Origin of the sequence: Coleofasciculus chthonoplastes PCC 7420 (assembly GCF_000155555.1) — a bacterium.
Lineage (GTDB): Bacteria > Cyanobacteriota > Cyanobacteriia > Cyanobacteriales > Coleofasciculaceae > Coleofasciculus > Coleofasciculus chthonoplastes_A.
In genome coordinates this window covers 51,587-67,487 of the sequence record NZ_DS989846.1, presented here as the reverse complement: position 1 = coordinate 67,487, position 15,901 = coordinate 51,587, and the positions used below count along the sequence as shown (strand labels likewise).

8 protein-coding genes and 1 pseudogene are annotated in these 15,901 nt (G+C 42.1%); 1 reads left to right on the top strand and 8 read right to left on the bottom strand.

Features of this window, described 5'->3' with window-relative positions:
• Positions 1-8: 8 nt before the first annotated feature.
• From MC7420_RS09370 to MC7420_RS09340, 7 genes are all read right to left on the bottom strand, one after another.
• Positions 9-4,301, bottom strand: coding sequence for a hypothetical protein (locus MC7420_RS09370; protein ID WP_006100246.1), 4,293 nt, complete (start codon positions 4,299-4,301; stop codon positions 9-11).
• A 26-nt stretch (positions 4,302-4,327) separates the two neighbouring features.
• Complete coding sequence (locus tag MC7420_RS09365; RefSeq protein WP_044206152.1) at positions 4,328-4,774, bottom strand: hypothetical protein; 447 nt, start codon at positions 4,772-4,774, stop codon at positions 4,328-4,330.
• Complete coding sequence (locus MC7420_RS09360) at positions 4,758-5,594, bottom strand: DUF4007 family protein (protein ID WP_044206149.1); 837 nt, start codon at positions 5,592-5,594, stop codon at positions 4,758-4,760. Before MC7420_RS09360 ends, MC7420_RS09365 begins: the two co-directional genes overlap by 17 nt.
• A gap of 90 nt (positions 5,595-5,684) precedes the next feature.
• Positions 5,685-8,057, bottom strand: coding sequence for a DUF262 domain-containing protein (locus MC7420_RS09355; protein ID WP_006100269.1), 2,373 nt, complete (start codon positions 8,055-8,057; stop codon positions 5,685-5,687).
• 22 nt (positions 8,058-8,079) lie between these two features.
• The gene (locus tag MC7420_RS09350; protein WP_006100127.1) at positions 8,080-8,892 is read right to left on the bottom strand and encodes a phosphoadenosine phosphosulfate reductase family protein; all 813 of its coding nucleotides are present in this window, start codon (positions 8,890-8,892) and stop codon (positions 8,080-8,082) included.
• 200 nt (positions 8,893-9,092) lie between these two features.
• Positions 9,093-12,656 carry a hypothetical protein gene (locus MC7420_RS09345; protein ID WP_006100228.1) on the bottom strand — a complete coding sequence of 1,188 codons (3,564 nt, stop codon included), beginning with the start codon at positions 12,654-12,656 and terminating at the stop codon, positions 9,093-9,095.
• Positions 12,653-13,567, bottom strand: coding sequence for a DUF4007 family protein (locus tag MC7420_RS09340; RefSeq protein ID WP_006100118.1), 915 nt, complete (start codon positions 13,565-13,567; stop codon positions 12,653-12,655). The genes MC7420_RS09345 and MC7420_RS09340 overlap by 4 nt, the downstream gene beginning before the upstream one ends.
• Positions 13,568-14,170: 603 nt before the next feature.
• Here MC7420_RS09340 and MC7420_RS09335 point away from each other — a divergent pair.
• Positions 14,171-15,040: a GNAT family N-acetyltransferase gene (locus MC7420_RS09335; protein ID WP_157453105.1), complete on the top strand. Its 870-nt coding sequence runs from the start codon at positions 14,171-14,173 to the stop codon at positions 15,038-15,040.
• A gap of 74 nt (positions 15,041-15,114) precedes the next feature.
• On the opposite strand, the pseudogene MC7420_RS39425 reads toward MC7420_RS09335, so the two are convergent.
• Positions 15,115-15,901 (bottom strand): annotated as a pseudogene (locus MC7420_RS39425) (IS200/IS605 family element transposase accessory protein TnpB); the annotation flags it as partial.

Genomic DNA, 15,901 nt, shown 5'->3' with positions numbered 1-15,901 from the left:
TGCCACTATCAGAACACCTCCGTTGTTGCTTGCAGATAAGCAGACAAGCGTTTATAAAGTGCTAGTTGCTCTTCTTTGGGTAGTTCTTTAAACAGAGTTTCAATTTGGCTAGCTCTATCTTGGTTCTGTACAGCTCGGCACTTCTGCTCCAATTCTTTTAAAACATCCTTCTCTTCTAGGAACTCTTCATGCCGATGACGGGTCTGTTGGATATTGTGCAGCAAATTGTTAGCCATGTCTAGTTTTTGAGAGGGTTCATCAACAACGTCTAACTGCTTACTTTGACTCTGTAAGTCTGAGAGCCACTGTTGGGCAGCGTTAATGGATTGCTGACGACGCTGCTGGAGGGAGGCTGCTAAAGCCTGAAGTCGGTTTTGATAAGGATTTAGGTCATGCAACTGTGTCCGGCTGGCTGTGATCGCGCCTATCACGTCCTCTATTTCGGCGATTGATTGGGCTTTTTCTGCCTGACGTTCAAGGTCTTCTACTTGCTTGCTATCTTCTTCCTGTTCTAAGATTTTGACTCTCAGTCGTTCATTGAGAGAGTTGATCTGTTGCTGATGGTCTGGTTGATCAAACCTTGTGAGTTCTCGGTTGACATCTTGACTCAGTTGATAGGCTTCATCCTTGGAACTTAGGCAGGTAAATCGGCTTTCCCACTGGTTTAATTTGCAGATGAGTTCATCGTGCTGAGTGTTAATCTCGTCAAGAATGGTGCAATAGGTTTGATGTTGCTGCACCCTAGGGTTTTGGCGAGCTAATTCCTCGATGCGCTCTCGGATTCCTTGATACTGGTTTTGGGAAGCGTTTGCCCCCAGCGTTTGGTATAAGTCTTGGATTTGGGTGAGGACTTCTTGCGTCTGCTCAGATTCCTTGAGCTGTTGAATCCGCTCCTCAATAGTATAACAAGCTGTTTTCAGGTCATTGACAAAGCGAGAGGGAAATTCGGCAATGCTTTCTAGAGATTTGATTTGAGCTTCTATGTTGACTTTGAGAGTAGTACCTTGATCAGGAATTTTAAAGGTTGTACTTTGGGTGAGCAAGTCCTTGACTCTGGTCTCAATTTTATCTTGTAGAATTCGGCAAGTTTGCCTCTGAGCATTCTTTTGCTCTTCTGTAGGACTGACAGTGGTGACCCCTTCTTTAATCGTAATCGGTAAACTCTTTTCGAGGGGGGTATAGTAGTTCGCTAACTCAGCTAAGGTTGGTTCTTGCTTGAGTAGCTCCTCAGCTTCAGTAGTAGTGTTATACCATGTTGTGATTATCTGAATCCCTTGCTCAAGTTGTTGGGCTTTTTTGTCTAAATCTTCTAACAGAGAGCTTTTAGACGGGTCTAGCTGATTCATCTGGCGGTAGGTTTTGATTTTCTGTAGTAACTCATGCGCCTCGTCATAATTAACAACCTCAGGAACAGTGATTTCAATAGGTTTATGCCGAATAACTTGGTTGGTACTTCCCATCGGCACAATCCAGTTATGCACGAAATCTTTTACTTTATCAAGAATGTTGGTTCCTGCCCACTCCTGAATAGCAGCACTCTTATGAGTGACTTTCTCACTTTTCTTTTTAGGAATTCCAAATTCTCCATGAAGTTCAACCTCGGCACGATGGTAAGCCAGCCATGCTGTAAAGAGAATGGCAAATGTCAATTCATTGTGACCGAAGGGAGCAGCAGATAGAGTTTCCCAAATCTCTTTAATGGGGGTCACACGTTTCTCTTGGTCGCCGATGTCGGTCATTTCTGAAATGGTGTCCCAGGCTTGGAGAATTGCCGGGTCTTTCGGAACTTGGACTGTATAGGGTGTCCCTGACTGTAGTAGTCTCCAACGATCAATAAAGACTGGCTTAATTAAATTTTTGTAAGACTTGTCAGGAAAAGGCTCTTTGAGCTCTCCTACTAATAGTTGACGAGAGACAAAGCTAATAATTTTAGATCCCGATGTGCTTTTGAGACGGAGCTTATCTTGATTATCAACAGGCGGTACATAAAAATAAAGCTCTTCTAGCATCTTGCTGACAATCACTTCTAGATTCCTCCGCCTTGCTTGAGGAATTTTATGGATGACACGACAAGTATAGACACAGCTCTCAAAGATATCTTGCAGCCCGTTGGTAAGCTGTTCATCGAACTGTTTTCCCAGTTCGGCTAAGGCGGGCCCAAATTCTTGTTTTTCGCGTATGTTTTTCTTGTTAAGAGTATCTCGCATGAGCAAAACACGAGACAGGTTTCCAGTTCCTTTCTGAGGAATCGCCACAATGACTCGCTCTTGAACAGATTGAGGGGCACTGGCTAGAACATCTTCCGCTTTTGTTTCTAGTTCTTCTAGGTCTGATGCATATTCCCCAATAAAGTAGGCAATTAGCCCTCGCTCAGTAAGCCTGTTGATGAAACGCTCAGTGGTTAGTAACCTTTCAAATTGGTCGATAGCAAAGATCTGTTGCTCAAACTGCCATTCTTCACTGTGGAGGCGGCGAGTATTAACAAACTCATCTGCTCGGATTGTCTCACTACCTAAATAGTGGGATAAGTTCTTGCGACATTCTTTGATCAGATCGTTGGGCTGGGGAGTACGTCCAGCGATTTCTTCTTCTAATTTGCGGCGTAGATCATTGAGACTAAACCCAGAGTAAAAGCGATAGGTTTTGTTACCGGAGTTGTAGTAAATAACCTGGTACTCATCAGTGAGCTGGGTGAGGATATATTTAGTCTTATGGATGGAAAAGCCAGTCATGACTGCGAGAATATCTCCATGGTGTTCATGGCTGGGTTTAGTAATTTTATCACCACTGAGGTAATACAGACCAATGGCTTTGAGAACAGTGATTTCTTCGGGGTTTGCTGAAGCGGCGATCGCGTTATAGGCTTTTTGATAGTCGTTGTAGAACGATTGTTGAGCAAAGTTACTCTTAAAAGCATCCATGAGTTGCACTGGACGCACAAGCTTAAGCCTACCCTCTACTTCAACCGGAGTAGAGTCAATAAATGTAACAACGTCTTCTTTGATAAATTGGATCGCGGTTCTACCTTGGGTAAATTCTAAATTACAGAGTAGGTAGGCGGTGAGCGGATGTAATGGATAGCAGCCCAATCCTAAATGCTGATGAAATTTTCCTAATGACGAGTCATTGGGTTGATAGGCGGTGATATATTTTTCGTAAACACTTCGGGATTCCCCCAGTAGAGTATTACCCCAGCGGTCATGGAAGGCTTGCCATTGAAAACCCTCGGACTGTCTCAGCAGATTGTCAATGACTAGCTCTAGGCTAGATTTGGGTTCATAAGTGCTAGGAGCAAGTTCAATACGACTTGTGAAGCGCTCATAGTTTTTCCGGTCTAATGTGGGAACTTGAGTATCGAGGGAAGGCTTGACTTGGGCTAAACAGAGTAGGGCAATTTTGCCCCGATGACGCCCACAAATATTGGTAATGTTCTGAAGGGCATAGTTTCCTGCCGCTTGGGGATTTTTTAACCAGGTTCTTAAGTAAGCGTTAAGTTCATCAAATAGTAGAAGTATTCCCTCAAACTGGGCTGTTTCTCCTGTACAAAGATTCTCGATTACATCTTCTAAGATTTCTTCCAAGTTGAGATTGTACTCAAAGTTAAAGGCAAATCCTTCCAGGTGTTCAGAAAGTTCAACGACTGTCGGAATAATGTCATAGTTATCTTCAGCCAATAAGTCGATCATCGTTTCAAGATCACCATGAGGTTGACCAATCTGTTTGAGATACTGTTGTGCTTCCGTTCGTTTTTCTGCTGAAAGGTCTTGGAGGTAGGTTAGAGGTTTTTGGATAAAGTGTTGCGCGATCGCGTCTTCAATGCCATGCTCTTCTAAAGCACGGCGGAGGGCTTGGATCAACATTTTGCCAAGGTCAACTTGGACTTCTCCACTAATACAAATAACCAGGTAGGGTTTAGTCCGTTCTTTATAAGCTTTGAGGCGTTCATAAATGGCAAGGGATTGTTCTGAGGTGGCAAATTGGATCTGGTGAAGAATTCCTTCGACTTCAGGACTTTCTGCTGGCTGTTTGAAGAAGTTGGCGACAGTGAGTGCAAAGTGAGATTTGCCTTTCCCGAAATCCTGCACCATCAGGTGGATATTGGCATTATTAACACTATGAAAGCTCTCTCGGAGAGCATCTAAGACTCCTACCGTTGAAAATTTAGGGTGATTGACATCGTAATTAAACACAAAACCTGTACAGAGAGGCAGATTTTTACTCTCATCTGCCATCATCTTGAAGTTGACCGCATCGGCAACTAATCCATTTTGGTTAATTTCAACAATGTCATGAATTTTCATAGTGTTTACCTAGGGAAGTTGAGTCATTAAAAGGTTTTAAGGATATAGAGTCGCTCTTGGGGCCAATTGGGATGGACGAGAGCGTTAGGGAGAATAATCCAAAGCAACTTCGGTAACTGCCTCAAGTCAATCAGTTTCTGCCAAAATAGCTCTAGATTACTGTTACCAGTACAGGCGAGGTAGGTAATCAGTCGGTCGAGTCCTTCGAGTTGGATATAGTTTTGGGGAGCAGTTCCGCATAGGTCACGCAGGACTTGAATCTCGCGGTCAAGGCGTTTATCGAGGCGGAGAAAGGTGCTGTTAGACTGTTGAGTATGACGCTCAACTAAATTTTTGGCATAGTTGATCCGATACGTCCCGTAGCGAAAGCGAAGGTCATTTAAACCATCTTCATCACAACTGTCCCAGACAAGTAAATGGGGACGGTCTGTGGGTTTGGCAGTAGTAATCGGGAGATCATTCAGTGAAACCATAGGCTTGTTCTAATAAAGAAATAGGGTTGTCCCAACGGCGTACCGTTTGGAAAGGGGGAACTGTCCGTCGTTGCTCAATGAGTCCAAAAATTTCCAGCTTATCGAGTTGTTGTTGAAGGAGTTGAGGTTCTATCCCTAGAATAGGTGCAAGTCCCATTGGGTGGTTCAGAATATCGTCAGTAACAACTGAAGTTGTATCCCCAAAATCCCGTTCCCAGAGTTTCGCGAGGATATAACACACCATATAGGGGTTAGGAAATCTAGCTTCTCCAGTCACATATTTTTTGTTATCCAGATTTTGAACAAATTGACAAGACTCTAGTGCGTTTGATTCGGTGTAGGCACGGAGGACATAGCGAAAGTTTTTTTCTAATCTGTTGTTAGATTCCTCTTCAAATACCTGACTGGCTTCATAAATCAGGTTCTCAGGACTAAAGGTAAAATATTCTGGCAGAAAGCTATAGACAAACCATGTCCATCCTCCCCATTCAGCAGGATCATCAGGAGGTGTAGCTAGTCCATGATCCCCAAAACTTAGGAAAAAATGTATGTACCAGTCAGTAATAATTGATTTGAAATAAGGATCGTGAGTTAAGATAATTTTTCCTTCTGGATTTAAATGATAATTTTGTAAAAAGCCAGTCCGGATTGCCCAACTTTTCATCGGACCGATTTTTCTGTTGCCCAACCCGGTTCTAGTCATCAAATTTTCAAGCGAATCATCCAGTCCCTGCTTTTCACTTGCAGCCTTGATAATTTTCTGAAGGTCTTCCTTCTTAAGTGCAAATGTACCGTGGAAACCAAGTTGTAGTTTTGACATATTTTTTATTTATTTAAGCTTTTTTTAGTTGCACACTAAACAAACAAAGTAAAGTATCATCTACTGTTTTTTATCTAAATATTGTATGTATTAAGTTAACCAATTATCCATTCGTTCCCAGAGAATGTCACATATTCGCTTGGTTCTTTCTTCAACAAGATTTTTATTCCACTGTCCATCTGCTCCTAATTGAACAATCGGTAATATATGATGTTTATGCGATGTGTTTTGTAAAATTTGTATAGTTTCATCTTTCAATTCAACACCATAATTTTTTGCATCATTCCTTAAATTATTTAATTTTTGAGGATCGGTTTCTGCTAAATGTTGGTAGTAAATCCACTTCTCAATCCAATTCTTATTGCTTGCAGAAGCATTAATATCAGTTGGAAGAAGAGTCAAATTTCCAATTTGCTCATAATCTTCATTTTCATATAAATTTGAATCCCACTCAGAATCATGTGAAAGTCTTGGTTTTTGAGGTGCTATATGTTCAATAGTTTTAAAATCCTCAGATAACCATTGTGTTGATTCTAAATAAGAAGTAGATGAACCAGGAGTCCCAATTTTCATCAGACCAGGATGGCTTGAGTCTATGATAGTTTCATGGGCTGTAATGAAAAGAGCGAATCTGCAAACTTTCTGCACGTTATCATATCTTAAATAATTAATCGCTTTATTTTTCCAATCACCTTTTTCTCGAATGCCTTTTTCTGTAAGACTACTATTCAAATATTGTTTCAAAGCTTCTACTGTAACCTGAGAATTGCCTTTTTTCCATGACATCTTTTCTTGAAGAAGCTTTCTGTATACATTATCAAGACCTGTATTGGGTAAAGCTGATCGCCAAAGTGTAAAAAACGCAGCAATTACCTTGCAGGCGGTGAAAAAGTCATTTTGATTATTAAATTGATTTCCTTCTTCATTTTCTTCTAAGTTAGCTTGCTTACGAATAGCAATAGAATAAAAACGGCTCAAAATTGTATGTGCCATTTTATGGTTTGCATCTCGAAGGTATAACAAACAGAAAGCTCCTAATTTTTTCTGGGATTCATCGATTCCATGAATTTCAGGCAGGCACTTTTTTAAATTAGACTGATAATATATAATGTTCTTACAATATGTTGCTATATCACCCATCTGATGAATAAAATTTTCTTTTTCTTCTAAGGAAGGAGTTTTCTTTTCTGTTTCAGAACAAAATTTTTGAAATTTTTCCATCAACCATTTGCGTTGATTACTAAATTGCTTGGATACGCTTTTTCCTTCATACGTTAGAGAAAATATCGTAAGGTATTCATTGGTTCTTTTGTTTTTTTGAGAAGCACTTTGTAAGTTTTTCATTAAATTTTCAATTGCTGTAAAATACTTTTCAAAAGTTGAATTTTTAAATCCTTCACTCTCTGAATCCACTACATTAACTACTAAAGGCTTGAAAGTTTCAATGGCTGTTAAAGGAGTTCCAGTAGCATTCAGAGATTGGAACATATCAAATGCTCTAACCTGTGATACAGGCTTAATTACTGTGAAACAGCAACGGTTTAGTAAATAATTAGAAAAAGCAAATAATTGAACCAGAGAACAGATTAATTTCTGTGTTCTATCCAGTTCAGCTTCTACATTCTTACAATTATCTACTATCTCAACTAACTCTTGTCTTGCATAGCTCCATAATTCGGACTGGTCTATTTTTTCAACAATATCCCAAGCTGGTGGATAATCAGCATATTCATTTTCATCGGCATATTCATTTTTATGTGAATTCGTTGCTTTTTTTAAAAATTCTTGAATGGTTTTTATGTTTTTTTCTACTAAAGATCTTTTATTAGGTTTGGGAAAATCACAACTCTGTTGGTAATTAATACTATCAATTGCTTTAATGAAATAAGCTAAATAATGAGATACATCTGATTTATAATGCTCATTTTCTTTGCCATTGAGTGTCCAACCATCTAATGAACCTCTAATGATAATAGGTTTTCTTTTTGGACTACCTCGCATAAGATCAAATGAAAAAAGTTCCTGAAGATTTGTCAAATAAGTGTCAACGGCTTCTCTTAACCCATCTAGTTCATGAGTTTGATACTCCTGAGGGAGTTTTTCTTTTAATTCATAGATTTTTTGGTATAAGCAACAAGCTAGTAAAGCGATTGTTGAGATTCTCTGTTGTCCATCAATAACATTATAAATAAGAGAAGGAATAGCTTTTGGATCTTGAGGTTTTATATTATTAGGAATATCCTGCTCCATCACAATGATAATTGTTCCCATAAAATGGATAGTATCTTGGGAATTTAAAAGCTCAGAAACTCCTGAAAATATATCATCCATTAACTGTTCTATATTTTCATCATCCCAACTATATTCTCTTTGATATAAAGGAATATAATATCCGGTTCCTCCTTGGGTGAAAAAATAAGAAATACTGTCACTTGAAGTTTGAAAAACTCTTGAAATATCCATTGAAACTAACTAAGTCTAAAAATTATAAATTACAAACTAAACAAGGCAGAGTATCATCTTCCTCGTCCAAGACTGATTCCAAAGCCTGAGCCAAAGATTGATTACTCGGTTCTTTCTCCTCCTTTGCCTTTGCTCTCGCCATTGCCTTTTCGTGGTTGGCGATAATTTCATCTTTACGTGCTATGAGTTCTCGCAGCGTTTCACCATCTGTCCATGTGTAGGTTCTCCCATCTTTGTGCTTCTCTTCATACTCAACCGCTTTTTCAAATAACTCTGGGTATTTCTGATTTAACATCACCCACTCGTACTTGCGCTGAAAGAAGCAGAAGAAACAACCTGAACGACTGCGCCAGCGATAGTAATCGGGGAGTCCAATGCCACTGTCTTCTAAAAGTTGGATAATATCTGCTTTCACCATTCCTCGCTCTTTAAAAGGAAAGACAGGCTTAATATTAGGCTTCGTAGAGATATACCCTTCCCGATTCTCATCAGCACGGATACCAATGTAACTGATTGCTTCATCCTCTCCGACAAAATCTTCTAGAGGCTTAATCTTCATTTTGACAGTACACCACCGCATTTGGGGGGAAGGTAATAAGCCATCGTGCATCTGTAGCCAATGATCAAAGCCTCGTTTGGCACTCAGGTAGTGGATATGAATGCCAAGACGTGCCTTGATTCGATCCAGGTAGGCGTAAGTTTCTGGCAGTTCCTTATGAGTGTCACAGAAGAAATACTCCATATCAGGGATTTCCTTGTGCAGCAACACTGCCAAAGCGGTGCTATCCTTTCCTCCTGACAACCCTAGAATGTGCCGGACTTTCTTCTGTACCATGCTGGTTCTCTAGTGTTTGCCTTAACCCAATATAACTGTGAACTGACTCATATAGCATAGAGCATAGCAGTCAGCGATCGCTAGAAAAAGAATATTCAAAAAACTCTTGCCATCGCGATCGCCGACTTTTGTTATCCCATTGTCACTAACTAAGCCTGTCGATGTCCTGTACAGATTTTCGGGTGTTAGAAACAAGCCGATCAACCCGCTTCTTCCTTCCCTCCTCGTTTCTGTGCTGTCCCCCGCATCGGAGTCACATTCTCAGCAGAACTTGACCCCAATACCCTTTCGGTCAACTTTGCCACAAACGCTTCCCGGAGTTGAGGATTATCTCGCAAAATCTCCTCCTGCAACACTTTCTCAACCAACTGATCCAGCTTCTGGGATTGATCATGCTCAACCCACACCAAACGGTGAGTTTCCTTTCCATCCGGTTGGGTTACCGTAATGCGACGCGCATCAAACCCTTCCCCTTGGTCGCGAGTTTCATGATCTAACGCTTCCAGATTCTTAAACCGCCGCGCTAAATCCGACAGTTTAATTTCAAACCCCGTGACATTTTCATCCGTCCATGACTCCGCAGGTTTATCGGCGACAATCATCACCAAAGCTGCTAACCACTCCCTGTCTGTCTTCTCCTCATCCACCGCCGCTTGGGTAAAACTTCGCAAGGTTCGTTCGACACATTTTCCGACCAAAGGACGCGATCGCACCCGCAATTCTTCCCGCAGTTTTTGTTCCCGACTACTGACCCCAAACGCATTGTGCAGCAAGCGTTGACATTCACTCAACAAGCCTTCGTAAGCTGTATTAATCTCCCGTAGTACCTGCACCAGTTGCGAACGTAGGCTTTTGGCAATTGTCCCATCATCCCCAGCTTCCGTCTCAATCGGCGGTAAATTGAAGGATCTGGGTAACTGGGTAAATAACAACTCATCCGGTTCAGTTGTCTCCTTGAGTGCGGTCAAAACCCTCTGCGCTTCCTGACTAACTCGCTTGGTTTGCTTCGTATAAGCCGGAAGCCGATTAACAAATTGATATAAAGGAGTCACAACCGTTAACAGCGTAGCATTCCGGATTTTCCCTTTCTTAAGCTTTGATTGGCGTAAAATCGCTTCGAGTTCCTTAAAGACTTGCGATCGCAACCCCACCACTTCAAAATACTTCACCGCGTACCGCGAGGGATCTTTGACCAATAACTCAAAATGTTCTGCACCCAAAATCGGAATATACGTCCCATCTCGATAAACCCCCAGATCATCAACATGGTGTAGCAGAACCGCCGCTAACATCACCGGAATTGCCCCAGGTTTGATACCGTAGGGTGCAGCCGCTAAACGCTGATAAATTTGGTCAAGGCTTTTGGGTTTCTCCTTAGCGGATAAACAAAAGTCCTCAATCGCTTGCCAAAAGGAACCCACGTTAGACCCTTCCGAGGGTGGGTAAAAGCATGCCCTCGAACGAAGTGAAGGGTCCCACTCTCCCTCCTCCTGGCGGTGAATACCAGTTTCCCCTAACAGGGAATAGTACATACTCACTTCCGGACCATAGCCTTCTAGTCCTAACCTTTCCTGACTCCCCCGTTCAACCATTGCTGTAATCAGTTCCCGTCTGGCTTTTGCGCCTTGGGAGGTGAGATCCCGACGGTTAATCAATTCATTCCAGAGAATCGGACTTTGATCATAGACGCGATCGCACAGGTCGGACAGCTTGGCATTAAAATCCGTAATGTGACCAATCCGTTCTGCTTCCCCCTGTACCCAACATTGCTGGTCATTCCCAGTCATCTCAAACGCTTGCGCCAGGGTTTCATCCAAAAGCTGTTCGGCTTGAACCACCCGAAAGCGCACTTCTTTGCGGGCTACCCCATCCGATTGTAATTCTGATGCTGTATCTTGAATCGCTTTCAGAGCCGCATATTCCCGGCTACGTAAGCGAAGAACATCTAGTTTGGCTGCACCCAGTAAAACCAAAGGTTTGCCATCGTCAGTCACAGCGGGAACCTGAGCAAGTAGAGACGCGCCATGGCGCGTCTCTACATCATCCACCCAATATCCCACATAACCATCCGCATCAGCACTGTCGCACCGAAGTTGAGTTAAATCCGATGTGGTATCTAAATAATGCCGTTCAAAATAGCGTAATGTCCCTGTTTTATAACTGTGCCGTTGTACCACGATTGGTGGCAATGAACGTAGGGATGATAGCAAATTGACCAAGGAAGAACGGTTTTTTTCCAGATACTCCGACAGGGCTTGATCAACATTAAAATCAGATCCCTGCCAAATTCGCAGTTCATCCATGGTGCGACGATGGGTAATTACTCCCCTTCGCAAAAGATCCTCAATAATAGTTTCCCAATAGGCAAGTTGATCCTGGTTATTGGGAAAGTCACACATTGCCAACGTTACTAACCGCTTTGTCGCCCGAGTCGCCCCCGTTGTCGTCACCAAATTCAAAATACCAATCGCTTTCAGCACCTTGATAAAATTCGGTTCTAAATACCTCGCATCAGCAATCAAATCTTGAATCTCAACCCATCGTTGGAGATTTGGACGAGATGCCAGTCCCATCCCCGCTGCTTCAATGAAATAGTCGTAAATCCAATCTAATTTTAGAGTCGGTAAACTTAAACTCTCCCAGTCAATACTGACTGTTTGGAGGAAGTTTCTCAAACTGTATGGTTCAGCACTGGTGAGAAACGTAAATAAGGAACGATCATTTTGGGCATAACGATGGCAGATTGTCGGCAACACCAAGGCGGATAGAGGATGTAGCGGATAAACGCCCTTAAAGATATCCGTCGGCAATTCTTCTCCTGTCAAAACTGTTGCTAATCCCTCTGACCACTCGTTGCCATAACTATGAACTTGACAAGCAATTTGATCAGGAGATTCAAGGTTAATCACTTTCTCGATTAACCGCATCATTTGTCCGGCAGATTCAGTAAACGGAATATCCTCAAATCGCCCCTGAATCTTCGCCCATTCATTCCGCTGGACGGTAGCCAATCGTTGTCCGTACTCGGCAAAGGCTTGATGGAGAATGCCTAATATATAAATCGGCGTTTTGCTATCTCCAGGAAGTTCTGCTAATTGTTGTAAGACATAGAGGTCTTCTGTCCCTTGATTATAAGCGGCATATTCCAGATTTTTACCTAATTCGTCAATAACTAGAAAGACTCCTGTATTCGCTGCCTTAGCAACGTCTTGGACTAACTTCGGTATTTCTCGGTTGTCAATACTTTCTCCCGATTCAATTTCTGTATCTAAGTCCACCAACCTAGCCACAACAGGGATTTTATTCCGCTTAGCAGGAGAACTCCAAAACGTCTCTGCTCCTCGCAGCAATCCCCGCACAATTGTATGACTCATCGGTTCTCTTGCCGCTGTTGCTACAGCTCGAAACAAACCCTTTTCCGGAAGTTTAGTTAACGCTTGATAGTCACTACTTTCTGCACCTAAGGTATGCCGAGCAATTTCTAAAGCAGAGGAACGCATTTGGCTCTGAGCAGGAGCGCAGACGGAGGTAAGATAATGGGTAAACGCCGACTTTCCGGTGCCATAAACACTGGTTAATGTCCAAGCATGATTGGCTTCAGCCGTGGTTAAGCCTTTTAAAATCCGTCGCAAAGCATCGACTGCCCGTTCCGTTAAAACATAACCCTTTAAAGCCTCTAGTCGAGTTAAATCTCGCTCTACGTTCACTGAACGAGAGTAACGACGGTTGAGACTAAAATATTGTTCAAGCGTTTTACGATTCATTGATGACCTCTCGTTCGGTAATACTGATTTAATATCTCTTCTATAAGTAGATTAGCGTCTTGAGTAAACGAAAATTGGACTAATCCAGCGGTATCGGAAAGGGCAATTCCTTTCGTGTTACGAGATGTCTTTTCAATCGCTTCGGCAATTGCACTTTCGGGGAGTTTAAAGACGACCCCAGGACTCCCCGTATCGTAAGTCAGACTGGAAACTGAAATGGTTTTTGAACTGCCACGAGTTTGGGCATAATCTAAACAAGCCGTAACAATCATCTCAGCCGGAAGATTCACTTTTTGGCCAATGCGGAAGGTATAGTATTTAGCGTCTACTGTCATCCGGATAATTCCAAGTTCGGCAAAAGGGCAATCAATTGAGTCTTCTATTAATTTCGTTTTCCCTTCTGGCTGACTATACATGCGGAGAATACAGGTGACATCTTTCTTGAGAGACGATTCAGCGGTACGAGTTCCTAATTCAGTTCTATAGTTTTTGAGTCCTCTGAGCAAATCTTCAGATGTAAATTCAACGTGACGGAATACATTAAAAGCGTAGTACCAAGCAGCGGCTTCACAAGGCGGTTTCAGCAGATACCAATGAAGTAACCATAACGAAGCTGGATCTTCGAGGAATGGATCATAACCCCTATCATCGAGAACTTTCTGCCCAAAATCAGTCGGCTTGTCTTCTTCTAGAACCTTAAACACTTGACACCAGTAGCGAATAGAACGTACCATATTTTTCCCCACCCCTAAAATAACGGGGGCATCGTCTTTTAGAAATACGCTGGAGTCTTGACGAGCAGCATCAAATCCTTTTTTGAGCCAACTAAACCTTGGGTGAAAGGTTTCATGGCGGGCAAAAATAGGGGCAACTTCTTTTGGTGAAGTCTCTGCTTGGGATATTAGGGTCACTGTGGCTATTTCTTGATTACTTATACGGCTTAGTACAAAGATACCCTGTCAAGGCTTTTTTGTAAACCCCGAATAAACCTTGTTTGCTCTTTAAATGTTTTTTATACATTATCGGAAGCGACTATCGATTTTTTAAAGAATAACTGCATTTTTTAACTAATGTGTTCGATTTATGTATAATATCTTTATAAGAAATACGACAAATCATAAAAATCAATAAGTCTATCGATTGAAATTTACCTATATTTTTAGATATAAACTCAACCTTTAAACTGTTTAGCTACGGTGTAATATATCTCCAGCGTCTTACTATACCCTGTTTCACGTTCTATAATCTGACAATTAGTACAGCTTATTTTACATTTAGAATAGTAAGCATAACATCACTATTGTACATCCTCAAAAGTTAATGAATCCTTAACGTAAAAGTTTCAGTAGTCCATTTATTGGGGGACAAACACCGCTTCAAATGGACAATGACTTCACCCGGTTGGGTGAATCGACAGGATGAAGTCCTATTTCTACTTAAACTTGTAGTATACCTGTAGTAAATCACTGATCGAGTTGCACAAATTGCCGCAACTCACTCATCTGTTTAATTCTATGACAACTCTAACCATGCGCTCCCACAGGGGTAAAGCTGACTTAGATGCGATCGCACGTTTCCTGAAAACCTGTGAAGCGGTTGATTTGCCTAACGAGTACCCCTCAGTGTCTGATATATTAATGCAATTTGATGCACCCTCCGTGGATCAGCAACGGGATATTCGCTTGTGGGAAAATGCAGAGGGTCAATTAATCGCATTAGCGGGATTAATGATTCCCACAGTTGGGGAAACGGTTGATGGTTTTCTCTGGTTTCGTGTCCATCCCAAGCAACGGGTTGATTCTCTATACAGGAACATTATCGCTTGGGCAGAATCACGAATGCAGGAAGTTTGTCAAGAACGTCATCTGGCGGTAAAACTGCTGGCTGGTGCTGGCGCTGAACAAGCGAAACGCATGACTCTTCTGGAAAACTGTGGTTTCCGGATTGAGCGCTATTTTCTCACCATGGTGCGTTCGCTGTCTGAACCGATTCCAGAACCCCAGTTACCCGATGGTTTTACCTTGCGCCCGATTCAAGGTGAACCGGATGCTCAAGCTTGGGTGGAACTGTTCAACGATACGTTTATCGATCACTGGAATTATCACCCAGATACCGTTGAAGCCTTTAACCATAAGCTGAAAAATCCCGAATTTCGACCCGACTTGTCTGTGGTTGCGATCGCGCCTGATGGTACTTGGGCGGGATTTTGCGACTGTTACATCCCCAAAGACGGGAATCAAAGCTGGATTAATCCGGTGGGTACGCGACGCGGTTATCGCCAGCAAGGTGTAGCACGCAGTATGTTACAAGCTGTGATGCAGCAGTTGAAAGTAGAAGGTATGGAAACCGCTATGCTGTATGTCGATGCAGAAAACCGCTTCTAAAAACCTAGACAAACCTACCCATCAGTAATTCTGCCTTGGTATAAGTCCACGGTGTAACTTTTGGTCGATAACCGTTAACGCTTACGCTTGGCTGATACCCGGCATTGTCGCTCGATATCAACCTTAACCAATGGCTCCCAGTTAGAGACACTATAGTAATCGTGTCTACGATTGACTACAGGGCATCGACCAATAAAATTATTAAATTGATATAGAGCGCTCCATACGTGCTTTCTCGGATTCACTCCGAGATAGGCGGACACAGAGCGCGGCAATCTCTCACTCAAATTCATGCCTCTTCTGGCAATTGCTAGGGCAGCCGCCACATCAGATGATAGTCCATACATCCGACTATATTTAACCAATCCAATCAAACTCGTGTAAGCTGGATTGCATAACTTTATAGCTATTCCTCGGTTGGATAAAATCGATGACAAAATTTGATAAAAACGACTGTATGCCCAGGCAGAAAGCATTCGAGCATATTTTTTTCCACGCTCTCGTAGTTGAGCTTTTTTTGTCGAAAAATCTAAGCTTTCGCACAGAATAGGGCAAGAAAAGCTCCTGGCTAAAGCTGCCAACTTTAAACAAACATCTACAATTTGAGCATCTTGTTTACCTGTGGGTAAACCTGACTGAAAAGGAATAGTTCCCTGAGCTTTTAAATTTCCTTGACCATCAACATAAGCCCAACCGATAGAACTAGGATTTAGATCGATACCCAGGGCACCATACTTAATTTCTCTACTAACTTTCTCCACCGCGGCGGGCGTGAATTGAACAGCGACCACCCAGCGATCATCCTTTCTATAGAAGTGCCATGTTTTGGCACCACTATTGGGTAATCTATTAATCTGACGG